14 protein-coding genes and 1 tRNA gene are annotated in these 18,853 nt (G+C 63.6%); 11 read left to right on the top strand and 4 right to left on the bottom strand.

Annotation, left to right across the window (positions count from 1 at the left end; all coding sequences use genetic code 11):
- Positions 1–63: 63 nt before the first annotated feature.
- A complete protein-coding gene (locus ATE71_RS00805; protein WP_058801469.1) occupies positions 64–3,303 on the bottom strand; it encodes an amidohydrolase family protein in 3,240 nt (1,079 codons plus the stop codon).
- A gap of 141 nt (positions 3,304–3,444) precedes the next feature.
- Here ATE71_RS00805 and ATE71_RS00800 point away from each other — a divergent pair, with 141 nt between their 5' ends.
- From ATE71_RS00800 to ATE71_RS00780, 5 genes are all read left to right on the top strand, one after another.
- Complete coding sequence (locus tag ATE71_RS00800) at positions 3,445–4,623, top strand: CaiB/BaiF CoA transferase family protein (protein WP_058801468.1); 1,179 nt, start codon at positions 3,445–3,447, stop codon at positions 4,621–4,623.
- Between the two features lie 74 nt (positions 4,624–4,697).
- Complete coding sequence (gene yghU / locus ATE71_RS00795; protein WP_058801467.1) at positions 4,698–5,573, top strand: glutathione-dependent disulfide-bond oxidoreductase; 876 nt, start codon at positions 4,698–4,700, stop codon at positions 5,571–5,573.
- Positions 5,574–5,743: 170 nt separating this feature from the next.
- Positions 5,744–6,187: a TadE/TadG family type IV pilus assembly protein gene (locus ATE71_RS00790; RefSeq protein WP_058801466.1), complete on the top strand. Its 444-nt coding sequence runs from the start codon at positions 5,744–5,746 to the stop codon at positions 6,185–6,187.
- A 2-nt stretch (positions 6,188–6,189) separates the two neighbouring features.
- On the top strand, positions 6,190–7,818 hold the full coding sequence (locus ATE71_RS00785; RefSeq protein WP_058801465.1) for a TadG family pilus assembly protein: 1,629 nt from the start codon (positions 6,190–6,192) through the stop codon (positions 7,816–7,818).
- A 120-nt stretch (positions 7,819–7,938) separates the two neighbouring features.
- Positions 7,939–8,835, top strand: coding sequence for a PAS domain-containing protein (locus tag ATE71_RS00780; RefSeq protein ID WP_058801464.1), 897 nt, complete (start codon positions 7,939–7,941; stop codon positions 8,833–8,835).
- Between the two features lie 262 nt (positions 8,836–9,097).
- Here the strand turns inward: ATE71_RS00780 and ATE71_RS00775 are convergent, their stop codons facing one another.
- A complete protein-coding gene (locus tag ATE71_RS00775) occupies positions 9,098–10,177 on the bottom strand; it encodes an MBL fold metallo-hydrolase (protein WP_235587848.1) in 1,080 nt (359 codons plus the stop codon).
- A gap of 157 nt (positions 10,178–10,334) precedes the next feature.
- On the opposite strand from ATE71_RS00775, the gene ATE71_RS00770 reads away from it, so the two are divergent.
- Together ATE71_RS00770 and ATE71_RS00765 are read left to right on the top strand one after the other, a co-directional pair.
- Complete coding sequence (locus tag ATE71_RS00770; RefSeq protein WP_058801463.1) at positions 10,335–11,528, top strand: acyl-CoA dehydrogenase family protein; 1,194 nt, start codon at positions 10,335–10,337, stop codon at positions 11,526–11,528.
- 112 nt (positions 11,529–11,640) lie between these two features.
- Positions 11,641–12,780: an acyl-CoA dehydrogenase family protein gene (locus ATE71_RS00765; RefSeq protein WP_058801462.1), complete on the top strand. Its 1,140-nt coding sequence runs from the start codon at positions 11,641–11,643 to the stop codon at positions 12,778–12,780.
- A 449-nt stretch (positions 12,781–13,229) separates the two neighbouring features.
- Here ATE71_RS00765 and ATE71_RS00760 read toward each other — a convergent pair whose 3' ends face one another.
- Entirely contained in the window at positions 13,230–13,868 is a 639-nt protein-coding gene (locus ATE71_RS00760; protein ID WP_058801461.1) for a hypothetical protein, read from the bottom strand.
- Positions 13,869–13,945: 77 nt separating this feature from the next.
- Here ATE71_RS00760 and ATE71_RS00755 point away from each other — a divergent pair, with 77 nt between their 5' ends.
- Both ATE71_RS00755 and ATE71_RS00750 read left to right on the top strand, forming a co-directional pair.
- Complete coding sequence (locus tag ATE71_RS00755) at positions 13,946–15,538, top strand: peptide chain release factor 3 (protein ID WP_058801460.1); 1,593 nt, start codon at positions 13,946–13,948, stop codon at positions 15,536–15,538.
- Positions 15,539–15,549: 11 nt separating this feature from the next.
- Positions 15,550–16,059, top strand: a complete 510-nt coding sequence (locus ATE71_RS00750) for a hypothetical protein (RefSeq protein ID WP_152998577.1) — start codon at positions 15,550–15,552, stop codon at positions 16,057–16,059.
- Here ATE71_RS00750 and dinB read toward each other — a convergent pair.
- On the bottom strand, positions 16,046–17,176 hold the full coding sequence (dinB, locus tag ATE71_RS00745; protein ID WP_058801458.1) for a DNA polymerase IV: 1,131 nt from the start codon (positions 17,174–17,176) through the stop codon (positions 16,046–16,048). The two genes, ATE71_RS00750 and dinB, sit on opposite strands and share 14 nt — an antisense overlap.
- 90 nt (positions 17,177–17,266) lie before the next feature.
- On the opposite strand from dinB, the gene ATE71_RS00740 reads away from it, so the two are divergent.
- Positions 17,267–17,340, top strand: a tRNA-Gly gene (locus tag ATE71_RS00740).
- 183 nt (positions 17,341–17,523) lie between these two features.
- Positions 17,524–18,831 carry a tyrosine-type recombinase/integrase gene (locus tag ATE71_RS00735; RefSeq protein ID WP_082665000.1) on the top strand — a complete coding sequence of 436 codons (1,308 nt, stop codon included), beginning with the start codon at positions 17,524–17,526 and terminating at the stop codon, positions 18,829–18,831.
- The last annotated feature ends 22 nt before the right edge of the window (positions 18,832–18,853 follow it).

Below are 18,853 nucleotides of genomic sequence, written 5' to 3'. Positions count from 1 at the left end.
TCCGCGAGACTTGCAACCCTCTCGTCACAATTTCGCGGGTCCGCCGCCGGAAGGGTGCGTCCGTCAGGGCTTGTCAGCCTCCCACCAATAGGGCTGGCGCTTGCGATCGCCCGTCTCGGCCTCGTTCATCGTCAGCGGATCGTAGAGCCGTCCGCCGAGCATCACCCGGTGGATCTTCTCGGTGTTGCGGATGTCCTGCGTCGGGTCGCCGTCGAGAATCAGAAGGTCGGCGAGCTTGCCCGCCTCTAGCGATCCGAGATCCTTGCCATAGCCCAATGAGGTCGCAGGCATGATCGTCGCGGCGCGCAGCGCGTCGATATTGCTCCAGCCCCCGCGTACGAAGGACCAGATTTCCCAATGCGCGCCCAAACCTGACTGCTGGCCGTGCGCTCCGATCGAGACCATCCGGCCCGTCTGAGCGATCTTCCAAGACTGGCGGGCCGAATCATCGTCGACATAGTCGCTTTCGGGGGCGATCACGCGGCGCTTGTTGTTTGCAGCCAATTCGGCCGGCGGCGCGTGCCTCGTCAGGATCGGCTGTTCCCACACATTGGTGTGCGCGCGCCAATAGGGATCGCCCGCCGGTCCGCCGTATGTGACGACGAGCGTCGGCGTATAATCGACATTGGTCTGGCCCCAGAGCTGGACGAGGTCATTGTAGAAAACATGCAGCGGGACATTATGCTCGACAGTCGAATTGCCGTCCTGGATCAGCGTTACATCCTGCGTGAAGAGCGATCCGCCCTCGGGCACGACCTCCATGCCTTCGGCCTGCGCGGCTTTGACGACCATCTGGCGCTGTTCCCGGCGCGGCTGGTTATAGTTTTTGACGCTGTGGGCGCCCTGCGCCTTTAACCGGCGTACATGCGCGAGTGCATCCTCGTAGCTTTCGATCTCGGCGTAAATGCCCGCCGCTTTCGCGCCATAGATGACTTCACCGGTCGAAAAGATGCGCGGCGCGAGGATCAGACCGGCGCGCTGCATTTCGGAGGAGACGAAGATTTCCGACGCACGTGACGACGGATTGTGGCTCGTGGTCGTTCCCATCGCGAGATTGGCGATTTCGGACCAATTCTGCTGCGGCACCAGTTCGTCGTCACCGTGCGGCCCGTGGGCGTGCGCATCGACGAAGCCGGGGACGATCGTCTTGCCCGTCGCATCGACCGTTGTAGCTCCGGCGGGCACTGCGATGGCGCCTGCCGGCCCCACCGCGGTAATGCGATCGCCCTCGATCACGATCGCCCCATTGTCGATGATGCCGCCATCCCTTGTTGCCATGGTGACGATCCTGGCACCGGTCACGACCACCGTGCCCCTGGGCTTGGCCGATGCCTGGGTCATCGCCAGCGACACGCCTTCGGTCGGCGGGGCGAATTTGGGCGTCTCGTCGTCGGCCGGCGCGTTGGCGAAAAAGCTCGCGAGGTCGGCGCTGTAGAGCGTCGAACCGCGGCTCCAATGCAGCTTGCTCCCACCGTTGGACCAATGGACATAATCGGCGCCGCTGCCGCTGACGCGCGTTACCGGGAGAGCCGCGCTCTTGGTACTCAGCGCCACATCCTGTCCCCCCGGCATCAGCGGAGCGACGTAGGCGTCGTAATTCTGGCGGAAAGCGAGGGTGCGGCCATCCGGCGAGATTTCATAATCGCTGACAAGCTCGCCGTTGGCGTGGACGCGCTTGTCCTGCCCGTGCAGATCGGTGCTGACCAGCTGGCTCTTTCCGTCGGCGCTCGCGACCATGAAGATACGTTCGTTGTCGGCGCCGAATTGCGGCTTGGCGCCATTGTCGCTGATGCGCTGCGGGTCGCCGCCCGCCGCGGCGACGCGGTAAATCCCCGGATTCGCGCCCCAGCGTTCGGACCGCAAGCCGCCGCCGCCGCGTTTTTCGAAGGCGATCATCTTGCCATCCGGCGAGAAACGCGGTTCGGCAAAATGGCCGGGCGTCGCCGTCACCTTGCGCGACGCACCGCCGCCGGCGGCGATGACGTGGACCTCGCCTAACCCGGCATCGGTCCAGCGCACGAAGGTGATTTGCCGCCCGTCCCGCGACCAGCTCGGCCATAGTTCAAAGGCGCCGTCCCTGGCGTCGGTCAAGCGCCGCGCCGTACCGCCGGTCGCCGGCTTCACCCACAATTTGCCAAGCGTTTCGAATACGACACTCCGCCCATCGGGCGACACTTCGGCCCAGCGTGGCATCTTGGTCGTAAAGCTGTCGGGCGCGACATCGACGGTGGGGTGCGTCGCGTCGATGATGACCCGGTCGTCGTCGATCGCGAACGGGATCACGCGCGACTCGCCGCCATCGCCGCTGACGCGCCGCAGCTTGCCGCCCGCCCAGAAGACGATATCCTTGCTGTCAGGGGTCCAGCTCATGTTCGGATAGACGCCGGTGACCGCCCATGTTTCCTGCACATCCTGGTCGAGCGCCTCGTAAACCTTGCGCTCGGTGCCCGACGCGAGATCCTTCACATAGAGTTTCGACTGGGTAGATTCGCGGCGGACATAGGCGAGGCGTTTGCCGTCGGGGGAAGGCGACGGCCGGACGGCGCCGCCCGGGCCGCCCGCGACCGTGGTCACTTCGCCATCATTCAGATCGTAGCGTTCGATATGGAACAGGTCGGTGTTGCTGTCCTGCGCATATTCGAAAATCGGGCCCGGCGTCACATTCCGCGTGTAATAGACGCCCTTGCCATCGGGCGCGAAGGTCGGCTCGCCCAGTTCCTTCTGGTGACGCTCGTTCGGTTTCTTGACAAGGGGGACCCCGGCGCCGCCCGAGACGTGATACATCCACACCTCGCCGGTGCCAAGCGAGCGGCCGGTCGTGAAATGCTTTTTCGCCACGATGAACTGGCCGTCCGGGCTCCAACTCGGCTGGTTCAGAAGGCGGAAATCCTCCTTGCTGATCTGGCGCTTGTCGCTGCCGTCGCGGTTCATCAGCCAGATATTATCGCCGCCGCCGGCATCGGAGACGAAGGCGATCCGCTTGCCGTCGGGCGAGAAGCGCGGCTGATGTTCATAGGCGAGCCCCTCCGCTATCCGCGTGGGCGTCCCGCCCGTGATCGGCATGGTATAGATATCGCCCAGAAGATCGAAGGCTATCGTGCGGCCATCAGGCGCCACATCGACGTTCATCCAGCTGCCCTCGTCCACCGCGATTGACACCTTGCGCGTCACCATGCCGGGCGGCGCATTGACGTCCCACTTCTCCGGCGTGGCAGCCCCCGTCGGCTCCAATGGCGCGGTCTGCGCCCAGACGGAGGTCGAACAAGCCAAAGTCGCCGCGAGAGCGAGAGCGAAGCGCGTCATGAAGCATCCCCTGTTTGAAATATTCGTATACCATATGCGTTGACGGCGTACATGCAAGCGACAGGTTTCGACGAAGAACTGGCAGCGTCGACGGGCGACTGCTAGCCCGGTCGAAAGAGCGATACCGGGAAGGGGACAAGCATGCCGTTGAGGGGAATAAAGGTAGTCGACTTTGGTCGCTATATCGCCGGCCCCTATTGCGCCGCGCTGCTCGCCGACTATGGAGCGGACGTGATCCGGATCGAGGCGCCCGGCGGCAATGACGATCGCTTTACCGTGCCGGTTGCCGAGGACGGATCGGGGGCGATGTTCATGCAGATGAACCGCGCCAAGCGCTGCCTGACGCTGAAGCCCGGCAGCCCCGAAGGCCGCGAGATCGTGCGCCGCCTCATCGAAACCGCAGACGTCGTCGTCGCCAACCTGCCGCACGATGCGCTCGTCAAACTCGGGCTCGATTACGACAGTCTTTCCGCGATCAACCCGCGCGTGATCCTCGCAACCGCGTCGGCGTTCGGCAGCGAAGGGCCGCTCGCCGGCCGCGTCGGTTTCGATGCGGTGGGGCAGGCGATGTCGGGCACGGTGCATCTCACCGGAACACCCGATCAGCCTTATCGCGCGCAGGTCAATTATGTCGACTTCGGCACCGCGCTCCATTGCGCATTCGGCGTGATGCTGGCGCTGCGCGAGCGCGAGACGACGGGCAAGGGGCAATGCGTGTCGGGGTCGCTGCTCGGTACCGCGCTTGCGTTGTCGAACGCGCTGACGATCGACCATGCGTTGAACGGCATCGACCGCCAGCCGATCGGCAATCGCAGCTTCAGCTCGGGGCCGACAGATGTGTTCCGTACGCGCGATGGTTGGATACTCACCCAGATTGTCGGCGCGCCCATCTTCGCGCGCTGGTGCAAACTGGTCGGACGGCGCGAGTTGGTGGATGACCCACTATATGCCAGCGACATTTTGCGCGGCGACAATGGCGAAGAGCTGAGCGCCATCATGCAGCGCTGGTGCATCGAGCGCACAAGCGAAGACGCGATCGCCGAGCTCGCGGAGGCGTGCGTTCCCGCCGCGCCGGTGCTGCGCGCGGGCGAGGCACTCGCGCAGCCGCAGGTCGCCGCCATGGGACTGGTGGAACCGGTCGACTATCCGGGCGCCCACGGTGTGGTCCCCGTCATCCGGGCGCCGATCCACCTGTCGGGCAGCCGCAAGGTCGGGCCGGGACGCGCGCCGCAGATCGGCGAGCATAGCGATGCCATCCTCGCCGAGCTCGGTTATAACGCCGAAGCAATCGCAGGTTTGCGCGCCGCTAAGGTAATTTGAGTGACAGAGGGTGGACAAAGGGCCATCGCTCATTAAATTACCGGTCAGTATAAAAATCAGCCGAGGAGCCTCCGATGACCGACAACAGCGAATATGTGCCGCCCAAAATCTGGACGTGGGACAAGGAAAGCGGCGGACGTTTCGCCAACATCAACCGCCCGATCGCCGGGCCGACGCATGACAAGGACCTGCCGGTCGGCAAGCACCCGCTACAGCTCTATTCCCTCGGTACGCCCAATGGCGTGAAGGTCACCGTGATGCTCGAGGAACTGCTCGCGGCGGGGCACAGCGGCGCCGAATATGACGCCTGGCTGATCAATATCGGCGAGGGCGACCAGTTTTCGAGCGGCTTCGTCGGCGCCAACCCGAACAGCAAGATTCCGGCGCTTGTCGATCGGAGCGGTCCTGACCCGATTCGCGTCTTCGAATCGGGTGCGATCCTGATCCATCTTGCCGAAAAATTCGGCGCTTTCCTGCCGACTGAACCCGCGGCGCGCGCCGAAACCTTGTCCTGGCTGATGTGGCAAGTGGGAAGCACGCCCTTCCTTGGCGGCGGTTTCGGCCATTTCTATGCCTATGCGCCCTTTAAGCAGGAATATCCGATCAACCGCTATGCCATGGAAGTGAAACGCCAGCTCGACGTGCTCGACCGCCGCCTTGCGGATAATGACTATATCGCCGGTGCCGATTATTCGATCGCCGACATGGCGATCTGGCCTTGGTATGGCGCGCTGGCCAAAGGGCTGGTCTATGACGCCGGGGAGTTCTTGCAGGTCGATGACTACAAGAATGTCCAACGTTGGACCGATCAGATCGCCGCGCGTCCGGCGGTAAAGCGCGGCCGGATGGTCAATCGCGTTACGGGCGACCCCGCAAGCCAGCTCCATGAACGGCACGATGCGTCGGACTTCGACCTCAAGACGCAGGACAAGTTGCAGGCAGCCGAATGATGCGCATTTTTCGTGCAACGGCCGCGCCGGACAATTAGGCCTCCGTTAAGCCTTGCCATCGATCGGCCGGAATCGGGCCGATCGATGCAGATGATAAACATGTAAAATATAGAAAAGCGGTGCCGGGTCTTCTCGACGCCGCTTTCATTTCATCGCGCCATGCTTGCGGCATGACAGTTTCGATCCGACTTGCGCGGCGCGTCCGCAATCCGGCCTCAAGCGGCCTTACCCTGGCGCGCGAAGAGCGCGGTGCCGCCATCGTCGAAATGGCGCTGGTGCTGCCGCTGCTCCTCGCGTTGCTGATGGGTGTCGTTGTCTACGGCCACTATTTCATGCTCGCGCACAGCGTCCAGCAGGCGGCGAACGACGGCGCACGGGCGTCGATCGTCGGGCTGGATGCCGCGGACCGCGAGGCGGTCGCGACACGGGCGGTCGGGCGGAGTCTTGGGGCTGTGACCGGAACGCACACCGTTGCCGTTTCGGAAACTTCGGAAGCGATCACCGTCGCCGTCACCTTCACCGTTCCCGAAGACAGCTTGCTGCAATCGGCCTTCGTGCCGTCGCCGGGCAACATCATCCGCGCCCGCGCGACTTTCGAACTCTCGGTAGACTGAACATGGCAAAGCCTGTCCTTCTTCGCCGACTGATCGGGGATCTCCATGCGGGTGTCAGCGTCTCGGTCGCGTTCGGCATGACGATGCTGATCGGATCGGCGGCGCTCGCGGTCGATGTCGGTTCGCTCTATCTCGACCGCCGGAAACTACAGGGCATTGCCGATGCTGCGGCCCTGGCGGCAGCCGCGCGGCCCGGCGAGGAGCGCGCCGCTGCCGCGCGCATAATCGCAGCTAATTGCGATTGCGGCATCCAGATCGCCACGCTGGCACCCGGCACCTATGTCGCCGACCCCGGGATCGCGGCCGAACAACGTTTCGCCGAGGGCGGCGCTTCGCCGAACGCCGTGCGGATCGTCGTGATGCGCGACCGCCCGCTCTTCTTCGGCAGCTTCTTGACGGGACGGCGCGACACGGTCATTCGCGCTACCGCGACCGGTGCGCGGCGCGGCTACGCCGCATTTTCCCTCGGTTCGCGGGTCGCCGCGGTCAACGGCGGACTGCCCAACGCGCTGCTGTCGGGGCTGACGGGCAGCCAGCTCAGCCTTTCACTGATGGACTATAATGCACTCGCGAGCACCGACATCGATCTGCTCGCTTTTTCCGATGCACTCCGGGCCGAAATTGGCGCCGACGTGCTGACCTTCGGCCAAACGCTCGATACGCAGGTGACGTTGCCGCAAGTCGTCTCGGCACTCGCGCGCGCCTCGGACGGCCAGACGGCGTCGGCGCTCGAACATATCGCCGACCGCGCGCTGCCGCGTGCTCTGCTGCCCTCTCGGGCGATCGATCTCGGGCCACGATCGTCGAGCGTTCGCGTCGACGCGGCAAACCCGGTCAAAGTGAATGCGCTCAGCTTGCTGCGCACGATGTTGCTGCTTGGCAACGCCAACCGGCAGGTCGACCTGTCGCTCGCGAGCAATCTTCCCGGCGGACCGGGGATCGACGTCGCACTGATGATCGGCGAACCACCCGCCGATTCGCCGCTGATCGCGGTCACCGATACCAACGACGTGGTCATTCGTACCGCGCAAGTGCGGCTGAAAATAGACACGCGTGTCGCGACGCCGCTGGCGAGCGTCCACGTCCCGCTGCTTGCCGAACTGGGATCGGCTTCGGCGCGGATCACTGACATCGACTGCGCCCCGAACAGTAGCGCCGCGGTGACGCTGGGCGTGGTGACGTCGCCGGCGATGGTGGCAATCGGGACCGTCGACGATGACGATTTCGCCGACATGCAGCGCCCGCTCGACCCGATGCCCGCGCGCCTCGTCAAGCTGCCGCTGGTCAGCATCGATGCGCGGGCGGAAATGACGCTGTCGGATACGGCCGAAAATCCGGTCGCATTTTCGCGCCGCGAGATTGACGACGGGACGGTGAAAACGGTGTCGAGCGGCGGGCTGGTCGCGGGCGCCGCTCAGTCGCTGTCAGACGACATGGACCTCGACGTCAATGTCCTGGGGCTTGGTCTCAACCTCGGCGCGCTGACGACAGTGGTGGGTGACACGGTGGCGCTCGCCGCGCCCGTCCTCGATGGCGTTGTTGCCGATCTTACCGGCCTGCTCGGCCTGCATTTGGGGCAGGCCGATACTCGGATCAACGCGCTGCGTTGTGGTCGCGCCCGGCTAGTGTGATCGCGCGCGGGGCGGTGCCATTCCGGACAGGATTGCGCGCCGTTTCGTCCGGTTCCGACCGAAACCCGTGCCAATCGGCCTATAAGAAGCTTGGAAACCGGGCGGATTTTGGAGGGGCGTGTGGCAACAAAACCCGAAACACAGCGTGTCTCGGCGGCGGATTTTATTCGCGGCTTCGCCAATTGGCGTTTGCAGTCGGCGCGCAAACCCGTCGTCGTAACGCACCATGGCAAGGACGCGCATGTGCTGATCTCGCTTGACGAATATCGACGGCTCGGTGCGGGCGCCGATGCCGCGATGCGGGCGACCGACAGCGTGCAGCGCTCGCTCGCCGATCTGGCTGAATCGATCCGCGACGCGGTGATCCTGATCGACCGGCAATGGCGGATTGCAGCGGTCAATCCAGCAGCCACCGATATGCTAGAGGCGTCGGGCGCCGACCTGATCGGCGCGTCGCTGACCGCGGCGATGCCCCGGATCGAGGGCAGTTTGCTCTCGCATTATATCATCCGGTTGATCGACCATCGCGAACGCTTTTCGGGCGAGATTCCCGACGCCCTGCGGCCCCGCCAATGGCTGCGCGCCGACCTAGTCCCCGTCCCGATCGGTGGCGCGCTGATCCTGCGCGACGTCAGCGGTGTGATGGAGGAATTTGCCGGGAACGACGCGCGGCAAGCCTTGCTCGTCGCGATCGAGGCCCAGGGGGGCATCGGCCACGCGCGCATTTCGGTGCGCGAAGCGATCGAGACCGCGAATGCGACGCTCACCGGCCTGATCGGTGTCGAGCCCACGGCGATCCGGCGGGTGCGCTTTTCGGCGCTGCTGGCGATCAGCTATCGTGCCGCCTTTGCTGAGGCGCTCGAATCGCTGTTTCGAACGGGAGAGCCCAAGCGCCTTGCATCGCAGATCGTCACGCGTGACGGCGACGCAATCGACGTTGACCTGACGATCGCCGAAATCCGCGGACCCTATGCCGTCGATGGTGCTGTCGTGCTCGTGACCCGGCGTCCTGCCTAGGGTCAGGACCCATTAACTCCCTGTTCGAGGCGTCGAAATGGCAAAGATATCGGGCCCAGGCGGGCGAAACGGGTAGCATCGCTACCCGCAAGCCTGCGCGGGCCTGAGATCGAAGCCATTTCGGCGTCCCTTCGGGATTTGACCGATTTCGTCCATGGCCGCGTCAGAAAGCCTTGAAATATATTTATATTTCTTTGCTTTTCTTCCTCGCCCTGAACGAAATCGCTTCAAACCTCGAACGGCGAATTAATGGGTCCTGACCCTAGAACCAGCTGCCACGTTCGATCGCCTTGCTGCCGGCGGGCAGCGAGAAATATTGCCCGTCCTCGCCGACGATGACAGGCCCGTCGAACCGGTCTTTGGCGCCGTCCAGAAATGCCGCGTTCAGGTAAGGCGAGGGCATCGACGGGACGACGTGGCTCAGCACCAGCATTTGGACCCCGGCGACTCGCGCGCTGTCCGCAGCCTGCGACGGGCTGGCATGGTAATCGAGGATGTCGCGCATGATCTGCGCGGTTTGTTTCCGCCCCGCCTTGTCGAGATTTGCCGCGAGTGTCCGCACCATCGCCGGGTTCAGCGCCTCGTGGATCAGCAGGTCGGCGCCCTTCGACGCCGCCTCCAGCGACTTCGACGGCCCGGTGTCGCCGCTGATGACAAGGCTGCGTCCCTTGTAATCGAAACGATAGCCGACCGAGGGCTCCACCGGACGATGATCGACGGCAAAGGCGGTCACGCGCAGACCGTCCGCGTCATAGACGACGGTCGGTGCGGTTGGCGTGGGAAAGGGCATGGCGGTGGCGCCGGCGGCCGCTGGGGGCGTGATCGCCTGACCATGGTGCGCGGTGCGATAACCGTTATCGAGCGCATAAGCGGCGTTGAACCCCGCGATGACCTTTTCGACGCCCGTCGGGCCATAGACGGGCAGGGGGGCCGTGTTGCCGCTCGCGGTCCAGCGCAGCAGCATCATCGGTCCCATCCCGTCAATATGGTCCGAATGAAAATGGGTCAGGAACATCGCCTTGATGCGGCCGTTGGGCAGGCCCATCAGCGCAATGTTGCGTGCTGCGCCCTCGCCTGCGTCGACGACGAACATCGCCTTGCCGGCGATAACAACCGTGCAGGCCGCGGCGCGCTCGTGGTTGGGGAGGGGGGAGCCGGTGCCGCACAGGCCGGCATGCAGGCCATCGGGCAAGTCAGTGAACGTATCGCGGCCGATATTGCGTTCGGCAGCGCGTTCGAACAGCCACATGCCTATGGGACGTTGGAACAGCCATGCAGCAAGCGCGGCGGCGCCGATGATCGCCGCAGCCCATAGCGCGGCACGCCTCGCCTTGGTCATCATTCATCCCCCATCCTTATCCGCGCGCCCTGCGCGCGCTGGACAAGCTGCTTTCTTACGCGCAATCATGGCGGCAGGGAAAGTTGTCAATTGCAACTTGCCGTTTACGTAAAGGTGAGCGCACATTATAAGCGGGCCATTGCCCAATGGGAGATTCGATATGGACATGGAGTTCAGCCCCGAGGATCTGGCTTTTCAGCAGGAAGTGCGCCAGTTCATCGCCGACAATTACCCCGCGGAGCTTCGCGGCAAACAGGATGAGGGCGAGGAGCTGTCCAAGGAGGATTTCCTCGCCTGGCACAAGATCCTCCATAAAAAGGGCTGGATCGCCCCCGCGTGGCCGGTCGAATATGGCGGCACCGGCTGGACACCGACGCAGCGTTTCATCTGGTCCGAAGAGACCGCGCGCGCCGATTGCATCCGCCTGATGCCTTTCGGCCTCGCGATGGTGGGCCCCGTCATCTACACCTTTGGCACGCCCGAGCAGAAAGCCTATTTCCTTCCCCGCATCCTGTCCGGTGAGGATTGGTGGTGCCAGGGCTATTCGGAACCGGGTTCGGGTTCGGATCTTGCCAGCCTGCGCACCACGGCCGTTTCGGATGGCGACGATTATATCGTCAACGGGCAGAAAACCTGGACGACGCTCGCGCAGCACGCCGACTGGGGTTTCTTCCTCGTCCGCACCGACAAGGATGCGAAGCAGCAGGAAGGCATTTCCTTCCTGCTCATCGACATGAAATCGCCCGGCATCACCGTGCGCCCGATCATTACGCTGGGCGGCGAGCATGAAGTCAACGAAGTGTGGCTGGAGGACGTCCGCGTTCCCAAGTCGCAGCGCGTCTATGAGGAAAACAAGGGCTGGACCTGCGCCAAATTCCTGCTGGCGCACGAACGCACCGGCATCGCCGGGGTCGCCGCGTCGAAGCGCGGGATCGAGAAGGTGAAGGCGATCGCGCGCACCGAACTCGATGGCGACAAGCCTTTGCTCGCCAACCCGTTCTTCAAGCGCAAGGTTGCCGAGTTGGAGGTCGACCTGACCGCGCTCGAATTTACCGAGCTGCGCAGCCTCGCGGGCGCGAATGCCGGGAAGGGGCCGGGCCCCGAATCGAGTCTGCTCAAGATCAAGGGATCGGAAATCCAGCAGCGCTTGACCGAACTGACGCTCGAAGCGGTCGGCCATTATGGCGCCCCCTATTTCCGCGGTTTCGGAGAGGGCGATAACGAGCATCCCATCGGGCCTGACTACGCCCATCGCGCCGCGCCGACCTATTTCAACATGCGCAAGACGACGATCTATGGCGGGTCGAACGAGATCCAGCGCAACATCATCGCGAAGATGGTGCTCGGCCTCTAATCGGAAAACAGACGTAATCCCGGCGGAGGCCGGGATCTCGACCTTACGCGATGATGCGACGGTGAGATCCCGGCCTCCGCCGGGATGACGATCAAGTTCAGGAATTACGATAATGGATTTCACCTACACCGAAACGCAGGACATGATCCGCGACACGCTGGCCCGTTTCCTGGCCGACACCTATGATTTCGAGACGCGCCAGAAATTTATCAATGGCGATACCGGCCGCGATCCCGCGATCTGGACTGCGCTGGCGCAGGAGTTGGGGATGCTCGGTGCGGCCTTTGCCGAGGAGCATGGCGGCTTGGGCGGCGGCGCTCTGGAAAATGCGATCGTCATGGAGGAATTGGGCAAGGTTATCGGGATCGAGCCGTATCTTCCGACCGTCGTCATCGCGGGCGGCGCGCTCAAAGCCGTCGGCGGCGCGCAGGCCGATGCGATAATTCCCGAAATCATCGCGGGCAATGCGATCATTGCCTTTGCCTACGCCGAACCGCAGGGGCGCTACGATCTCGCTAACCTCAAGACGAATGCGAAGAAGGACGGCGCGGGCTATGTCCTCAACGGCCACAAGAGCGTCGTCTATGCCGCACCCTGGGCGACGCACCTGCTCGTCACCGCGCGCACCGGCGGCGGCCAGCGCGATACCGACGGCGTGTCGTTGTTCCTGATCGACGCGAAGCTGCCGGGCATCGTCCGCCGCGACTATCCGACCGTCGATGGCAGTCGCGCGTCCGAAGTCTATTTCGAAAATGTCGCGGTTCCAGGCGATGCGCTGCTCGGCAGCGAGGGCGCGGCGCTGCCGCTGATCGAACAGATCGTCGACGAAGCGACCGTGGCGACCTGCGCCGAAGCGACAGGCGTGATGCAGAAACTGCACGAAGGCACGCTGGAATATACGCAGCAGCGCAAGCAGTTCGGCGTGCCGATCGCCAAGTTCCAGGTGCTCCAGCACCGCATGGTCGACATGTTCATGGAGGTCGAGCAGGCGCGGTCGATGACGATCATGGGCACGCTGAAGCTGGGCCTGCCCGCGAACGAACGCATGGCGGCGGTGTCGGCCGCCAAGGCGAAGGTCGGGCGCGGCGCCAATTTCGTCGGCCAGAATGCCATCCAGACGCACGGCGGCATCGGGATCACGCAGGAACTGGCGATCGGCCATTATTTCAAGCGCGCCACGATGATCGAGGGCCAGTTCGGCAGCGTCGATCATCATATGGATCGGTATGAGCGGATCGTGCTGGCGGACTGACGCGGCGCGATCGGGTGGCGTGCTGGATCGCCTTGCGACCCGGTATCCGCTGAAGACAGTACACGACCGTTAGTTGCCATTCCCTTTCTTCGTCATTCCCGCGAAAGCGGGAACCCAGCGAGCCAGCGTAGCCACTGGGTTCCCGCTTTCGCGGGAATGACGAGGGTGAGAAGGAACGTCGGCTTCTCACCCCGAAGCCGATACCGTCTTCACATAGGCCTTTCCTACATTATCCAGCTGCGTCAGCTTTCATCTGGTAGTTTAAGCGGCAGCCTCATTGGGTGGTCACGGGAGGCGTGTCGGGCGTAGCCGGAGCAGCGAAAGCGCCAAATCGAGCGGCGCACAAGGCTGATTTTTCCTGACCTTTGGATCGCGATGCGGTCCTAACGTCACAGCGATCCTGGATAAAATCCCGCTGGTGCATGTCGGCTCCCCAGCCCCCAGCCGTGCTATTCCTCCGCCAGTCGCACGAAGCGCATCGACCCTTCGGCGCGGTGGAGCGTCAGGACGTGGTCGGTCCTTTCGGCGCAGGCGTCGGCAAAATCGACCACGCCGATATCATTGGGCTCGATGATCACGCGCAGCTTGCCGCCGTCGGCGTCGCTCAGTTCGTAGCGCGGAGCGGTGATGCCGTAGATGGGCTCGCGCAGTTCGACCCAGCGCGGGATGCGCTTGTCGCCATCGGGCGTCGTCCAGCCATCATCCTGCGTATAGCCCTCGACCGGCTCACTGCTGTCGAAGCCGATCACGAAATCGACGCCGGCGACGCCGCGGCCGTTGGGCCAGGTGACCAGCAGGGTGGGAACGGCGCCATCGATTTCGAGCAGCGGCCCCTTTTTCATCGCGGGCGGTACCGGCCTAGGATCGGTGGTCAGGCAAATCATTTCGCCGCGCGCTTGCCAGCGTCCCTCGGCGCGTTCGTCGAGCGCGCCCGCGGCGAACATATATTGGAAGCGGCCGTCGTTCCGGATGAGCAGGCCGCCACCGACGTCGGGCCCTTCGGCTAGGCTGTATTCGCCAACGAATGGGGAATTCTGTGCGGCGGCAGGGACCGCGGTCAGCGTGAGGGCGATGAAGAGCGTTCGCATGACCCGACCATGCGTCTGCGAGCGCCCCGGCGCCAGCCCCTTTCCACTTGCCCCGCCACCTGCTAGGCGCCCGCGCAATGTCCAAGCATCCCGACCGCCGCACCTTTGCCATCATCTCGCACCCCGACGCGGGCAAGACGACGCTAACCGAGAAATTGCTCGTCGCTGGCGGCGCGATCCATATGGCGGGTGAGGTGAAGGCGCGCGGGGCGGCGCGGCGGGCGCGGTCTGACTGGATGAAGATCGAGCAGCAGCGCGGCATTTCGGTGACGTCGTCGGTGATGACGTTCGAACATGCGGGGCTGGTGTTCAACCTGCTCGACACGCCGGGGCACGAGGATTTCAGCGAGGATACCTATCGTACGCTGACTGCCGTCGACAGCGCGGTAATGGTGATCGACGCCGCGAAGGGCATCGAGCCGCAGACGCTGAAGCTGTTCGAGGTATGCCGGCTGCGGTCCGTGCCGATCATCACCTTTGTCAACAAGGTCGATCGCGAGGGCCTGCCGCCCTTCGAGCTGCTCGACGAGGTCGCCGACCGGCTCGCGCTCGACGTCTGCCCGATGAACTGGCCCGCGGGCATGGGCGGACAGTTCGAGGGGATTTATGACCTGGTAGATCCCGCCATCATGAAGCCCGGCGGCGATGCCTCGCGCATGTATGAGGGCGACCGCTTCAGCGTGTCAGGGATGGACGACGACGCGCTCGCGGCGCAGCTCAGCGGCGACGCGCTTTCGCTTCTCAAGGAAGAAACCGAACTCGCCTCGGCCTGCTACGCGCCCTTTGATGCAGCTTCTTATCGCAACGGCGACCTGACGCCGGTCTATTTCGGTTCGGCACTGAAGGAGTTCGGCGTCGTGGACCTGCTGAACGCGCTGGCGAGCCATGCACCCGGCCCCCAACCCCAGCCGGCCGAACCCGCAGCCGTCCAGCCGGATGACGAGGCCGTGACCGGCTTCGTGTTCAAGGTGCAGGCGAACATGAACCCCGCGCACCGCGACCGAATCGCCTTCATGCGCCTTTGTTCGGGCAAGTTCGAACGCGGGATGCGGCTGATGCAGGGCGGAACGGGCAAGGCGATCGCGATCAGCCGCCCGATGCTGTTCCTCGCGCAGGACCGCGAAATGGCGGAGGAGGCTTATCCCGGCGACATCATCGGCATCCCGAACCATGGTACGCTGCGCGTCGGCGATACGCTGTCGGAGCGTACCGACGTGACGATCACCGGTCTGCCGAACTTCGCGCCCGAAATCCTGCGGCGTGTCGCGCTGGTCGATCCGACGAAGACCAAGCAGCTCAGGAAAGCGCTCGACGACATGGCCGAGGAGGGGATCATCCAGGTCTTCTATCCCGAAATCGGGTCGAACATGATCGTCGGCGTCGTCGGCCAGCTGCAGCTGGAAGTGCTGATCAGCCGGCTAGAGGCCGAATATAAGGTCGAAGCGAAGCTGGAGGCATCGCCATGGGATACTGCGCGCTGGATCGCGAGCGACGATCCGACCGCGCTGAAAGCCTTTCAGGCCGACCATCGCGGCGCATCGGCGACCGACCGCGACGGTGCGCCAGTGTTCATGGCGAAGGACGCCTGGGAAGTCGGCTATGTGACCCAGCGCCACCCCGCGATCCGCTTTACCGCGACGAAGGAACGGGTGTTCGCCAACGCGGGTTGATCGATCGGGCCATGTCCGTCACCATGCTGCGACTGTCGGCAGCGGTGGGGGTATCGATGCACAGAGGGATTTTTACGTTTGCGCTGGCGGCGCTGGGCGCGCCAGCGGGGCCCCAGGCGCCGGTCGAATTGCCGATCGCGCCGGGCTTCTGGACCAACGACGACCAGGCGTGCGCCACGGCGCGTTATGGTTATATTTTCGACGGCACGCGCTGGGGTTCGGTCTATTATTACGGGCCGACCGGCAATCTGGGACCGGCGGCCGAATTGCAGCCGATCACACAGACGCACGCCGTCGAGGACGGCTTTACCCAGATGCAGTTCGGTGGTTTCGACGGTGTGGGCTATTTTCGGCTGAAGGCGATGGGCGAAGGCCGCGCGCTCTATCGCGTCGGCGCGCCGTTTCGTGAGGAAATACAGGTTTCGGACGAGGCGCTCATTCGCTGCTCCTATCAGGCGATGTCGCCGAAAATGAAGGCCGCGATGCGGCGCTTCGCGCCCGCGCTCGCTAAATTAGGCTGAGCAGGTCGGCGGGCGCCGGGGCCGTGCCGTCCGTCTCTTCCTCCTCGCCCTCGAATTTGCTCAGGGTGATGCCGAGCAGGCGGATACCCTGTTCGGTCGGGAGCAGCGGGGCAAGGATCGCTTCGCCCGCCGCGAGCAGCGAATTGCCGTCGGCGATGGGGAAGGGGACAGTCCTTGCACGGGTGATCGTCTGAAAATCGGCGTAGCGCAGCTTTAGCGTCACGGTGCGGCCGCGCGCGCCCTTTTTCGCCGCGCGGTCCCACACCACAGTACAGACATGCGCGAGCGCCTCGCGGATTTCCGTGTCGCCGATCAAATCGTTGAAGAAAGTGCGCTCGCCGCCCAGCGATTTGAGCGGGCGGTTCGACTTGACGCGGCGATGGTCGATCCCCCGCGCGAGATTGTAGAGCCATTCGGCGCTGTTGCCAAAATGCGTCGCGAGCCACATTGCGTCCTTCGCCGCGAGGTCGGCGCCCGAAAAGACGCCGAGCCCCTCCATCTTTGCCGCGGTGACCGGGCCGATGCCGTGAAAACGGCGGATCGACAGCGTCTGCACGAACGCAGCACCCTTGCCCGGTGGGATGACGGTCAGCCCGTCGGGCTTGTTCTGGTCCGACGCGAGCTTGGCGATGAACTTGTTATAGGAAACCCCGGCCGAAGCGGTGAGGCCGGTTTCTTCGCGGACGCGCCGGCGGATCAGCCGCGCAGCGGCGGTCGCACTGCCGAGCGCTGCCTTATCGGCGCTGACATCGAGATAGGCTTCGTCGAGCGACAGCGGTTCGACCTCGTCGGCATAGTCGCGGAAGATTGCACGGATCCGGTGCGAAACCTCGCGATAGACCTCGAAGCGGGGCGGTACGAAGATGAGGGCTGGGCATTGGCGCTTTGCGGTAATGCTGGGCATTGCTGAGCGTACGCCGAACTTGCGCGCCTCGTAACTCGCCGCCGCGACAACACCGCGCCGCGACGAGCCGCCGACCGCGACCGGCTGTCCCCGCAGCGCCGGATCGTCGCGCTGCTCGACCGAGGCGTAAAACGCATCCATGTCGACATGGATGATCTTGCGAACCGGGGTGGCCGCACCGTCGCCGGGGTCCTGATCATTGCCGTCGTGCACGAAGTATCTTTTAGCATGTTGCCAACATGTTCTCAATGCCGCGCTTGACGCGAGCCGATCAAACTGGCAATCGCCGCCGGCCTTGGCAACGCGGGTATAGCATAGTGGTAATGCTCTAGCCTTCCAAGCTAGCTAGGCGGGTTCGATTCCCGCTACCCGCTCCAGAAGGCTGTTTCAGGCCGTCTCACACCATTTACAAAAGCAGAAAAATGGCGGTAATCTGCCATTTATCGGCTCGTTGCGTGTCATGGTATCTCATGGCAGCGCCTCGAAAAAGGGGCCCCTATCGGGGACGATTTTGCCGATTGCTCGCTCCAATTCGGAGCCGGCCAAATGGAGAGATCGTGATGCCGCTAACCGATTCTGCCGTTCGCCATGCTCAGTCGCGGGACAAGCCTTACAAGATGGCCGACAGCGAAGGACTCTATATCCATGTCATGCCGAACGGCAGCAAGCATTGGAAAATGAAATACCGATTCGACGGGCTCGAGAAGAAGATGAGCTTCGGACCATATCCTCGCGTCTCCCTTCGCGATGCACGCATTCAGCGCGACGAGGCGCGCAACATGATTACCAAGGGCATCGACCCATCCTATGAGAAGAAGCGCAACAAGCTGCGTGCCCACGTCAGCGTTGAAAATACCTTCTCCGGCATCTCCCGCGAATATTGCGACAAGCGCCGCCGCGATGGCGACAAAGCCTGGGCACCGTCGACTGCAAAGCGATGCGAGTATCTGCTCAGCCTTCTCGATAACAGCATCGGGAAAATGCCCATCCAGGAGATTGAGCCGATCGATGTCTTGGCGGCTGTCCGGAAGATCGAGGCGCAGGGCAAACTCGAAAGTGCGCGACGCACGATGCAATTAGCGGGGTCGGTCTTCCGCTACGCCGTCGCGACGGCGCGCTTGCGATCCGATCCTACGCGGGATTTGCGCGGCGCGCTCATCAATCCGACCGTTACTCATTATGGCGCCATCACCGATGCAAGCCAGGTTGGCCCGTTGCTGCGTGCAATCGATGCTTACAAAAGCCAGGGAATGACGGACTGGGCGTTGAAGCTGGCGCCGCACGTCTTCGTCCGCCCGGGGGAACTTCGAACGGCCCAGTGGGAAGAATTCGATCTTGAAGCACGCGTTTGGACCATACCCGCCGAGAAGATGAAAATGCGCAAGCCGCATCACGTGCCGCTGTCCCGACAATCAGTGGCCCTGATTGAGCAAATCCGTGAAATCACCCAACCTTGGAGTTACATTTTCCCATCCTTGTGGTCGAGAAAACGTCCGATGTCAGATAACACCCTGAACGCCGCGCTACGGCGGATGGGATATACCAGCAGCGAGATGACCGCCCACGGCTTTCGGGCGATGGCCAGCACCCTGCTAAATGAATCCGGTAAATGGTCTTATGACGCGATAGAACGGGCGTTGGCGCACGGTGATAACAACCGCGTGAGGGCCGCCTACCACCGCGGCGCGCATTGGGACGAGCGGGTAGCAATGGCTCAATGGTGGTCTGATTATCTGGACGAGTTGAGGGCGGGAAGCGGCGCTGGGGCTCGGGCATCCATTAACGCCGCCGAGGTTCGTCCAGACCCCAGTTCGGTGCTGATCCGGCCGGAGAATGGTTGGCGTCGTGCCTCACGACGTCGGCAATGAACGATCTCCCTTTTTGAGGCGT

Origin of the sequence: Sphingopyxis sp. H115, from assembly GCF_001468465.1 — a bacterium.
In the GTDB taxonomy this organism is placed as follows: domain Bacteria; phylum Pseudomonadota; class Alphaproteobacteria; order Sphingomonadales; family Sphingomonadaceae; genus Sphingopyxis.
The sequence above is the reverse complement of the archived record's forward strand: the minus strand, read 5'-3'. Positions and strand labels throughout refer to the sequence as shown.

What these genes read in the sequence shown, in the direction of transcription:
- ATE71_RS00765 (WP_058801462.1), top strand. Translation starts at nt 11,641, where the DNA reads ATGGATTTCACCTACACCGAAACGCAGGACATGATCCGCGACACGCTG.
- ATE71_RS00800 (WP_058801468.1), top strand. Translation starts at nt 3,445, where the DNA reads ATGCCGTTGAGGGGAATAAAGGTAGTCGACTTTGGTCGCTATATCGCC.
- yghU (WP_058801467.1), top strand. Translation starts at nt 4,698, where the DNA reads ATGACCGACAACAGCGAATATGTGCCGCCCAAAATCTGGACGTGGGAC.
- ATE71_RS00750 (WP_152998577.1), top strand. Translation starts at nt 15,550, where the DNA reads ATGTCCGTCACCATGCTGCGACTGTCGGCAGCGGTGGGGGTATCGATG.
- ATE71_RS00755 (WP_058801460.1), top strand. Translation starts at nt 13,946, where the DNA reads ATGTCCAAGCATCCCGACCGCCGCACCTTTGCCATCATCTCGCACCCC.
- ATE71_RS00805 (WP_058801469.1), bottom strand. Translation starts at nt 3,303, where the DNA reads ATGACGCGCTTCGCTCTCGCTCTCGCGGCGACTTTGGCTTGTTCGACC.
- ATE71_RS00785 (WP_058801465.1), top strand. Translation starts at nt 6,190, where the DNA reads ATGGCAAAGCCTGTCCTTCTTCGCCGACTGATCGGGGATCTCCATGCG.
- ATE71_RS00770 (WP_058801463.1), top strand. Translation starts at nt 10,335, where the DNA reads ATGGACATGGAGTTCAGCCCCGAGGATCTGGCTTTTCAGCAGGAAGTG.
- ATE71_RS00790 (WP_058801466.1), top strand. Translation starts at nt 5,744, where the DNA reads ATGACAGTTTCGATCCGACTTGCGCGGCGCGTCCGCAATCCGGCCTCA.
- ATE71_RS00760 (WP_058801461.1), bottom strand. Translation starts at nt 13,868, where the DNA reads ATGCGAACGCTCTTCATCGCCCTCACGCTGACCGCGGTCCCTGCCGCC.
- ATE71_RS00735 (WP_082665000.1), top strand. Translation starts at nt 17,524, where the DNA reads ATGCCGCTAACCGATTCTGCCGTTCGCCATGCTCAGTCGCGGGACAAG.
- ATE71_RS00775 (WP_235587848.1), bottom strand. Translation starts at nt 10,177, where the DNA reads ATGATGACCAAGGCGAGGCGTGCCGCGCTATGGGCTGCGGCGATCATC.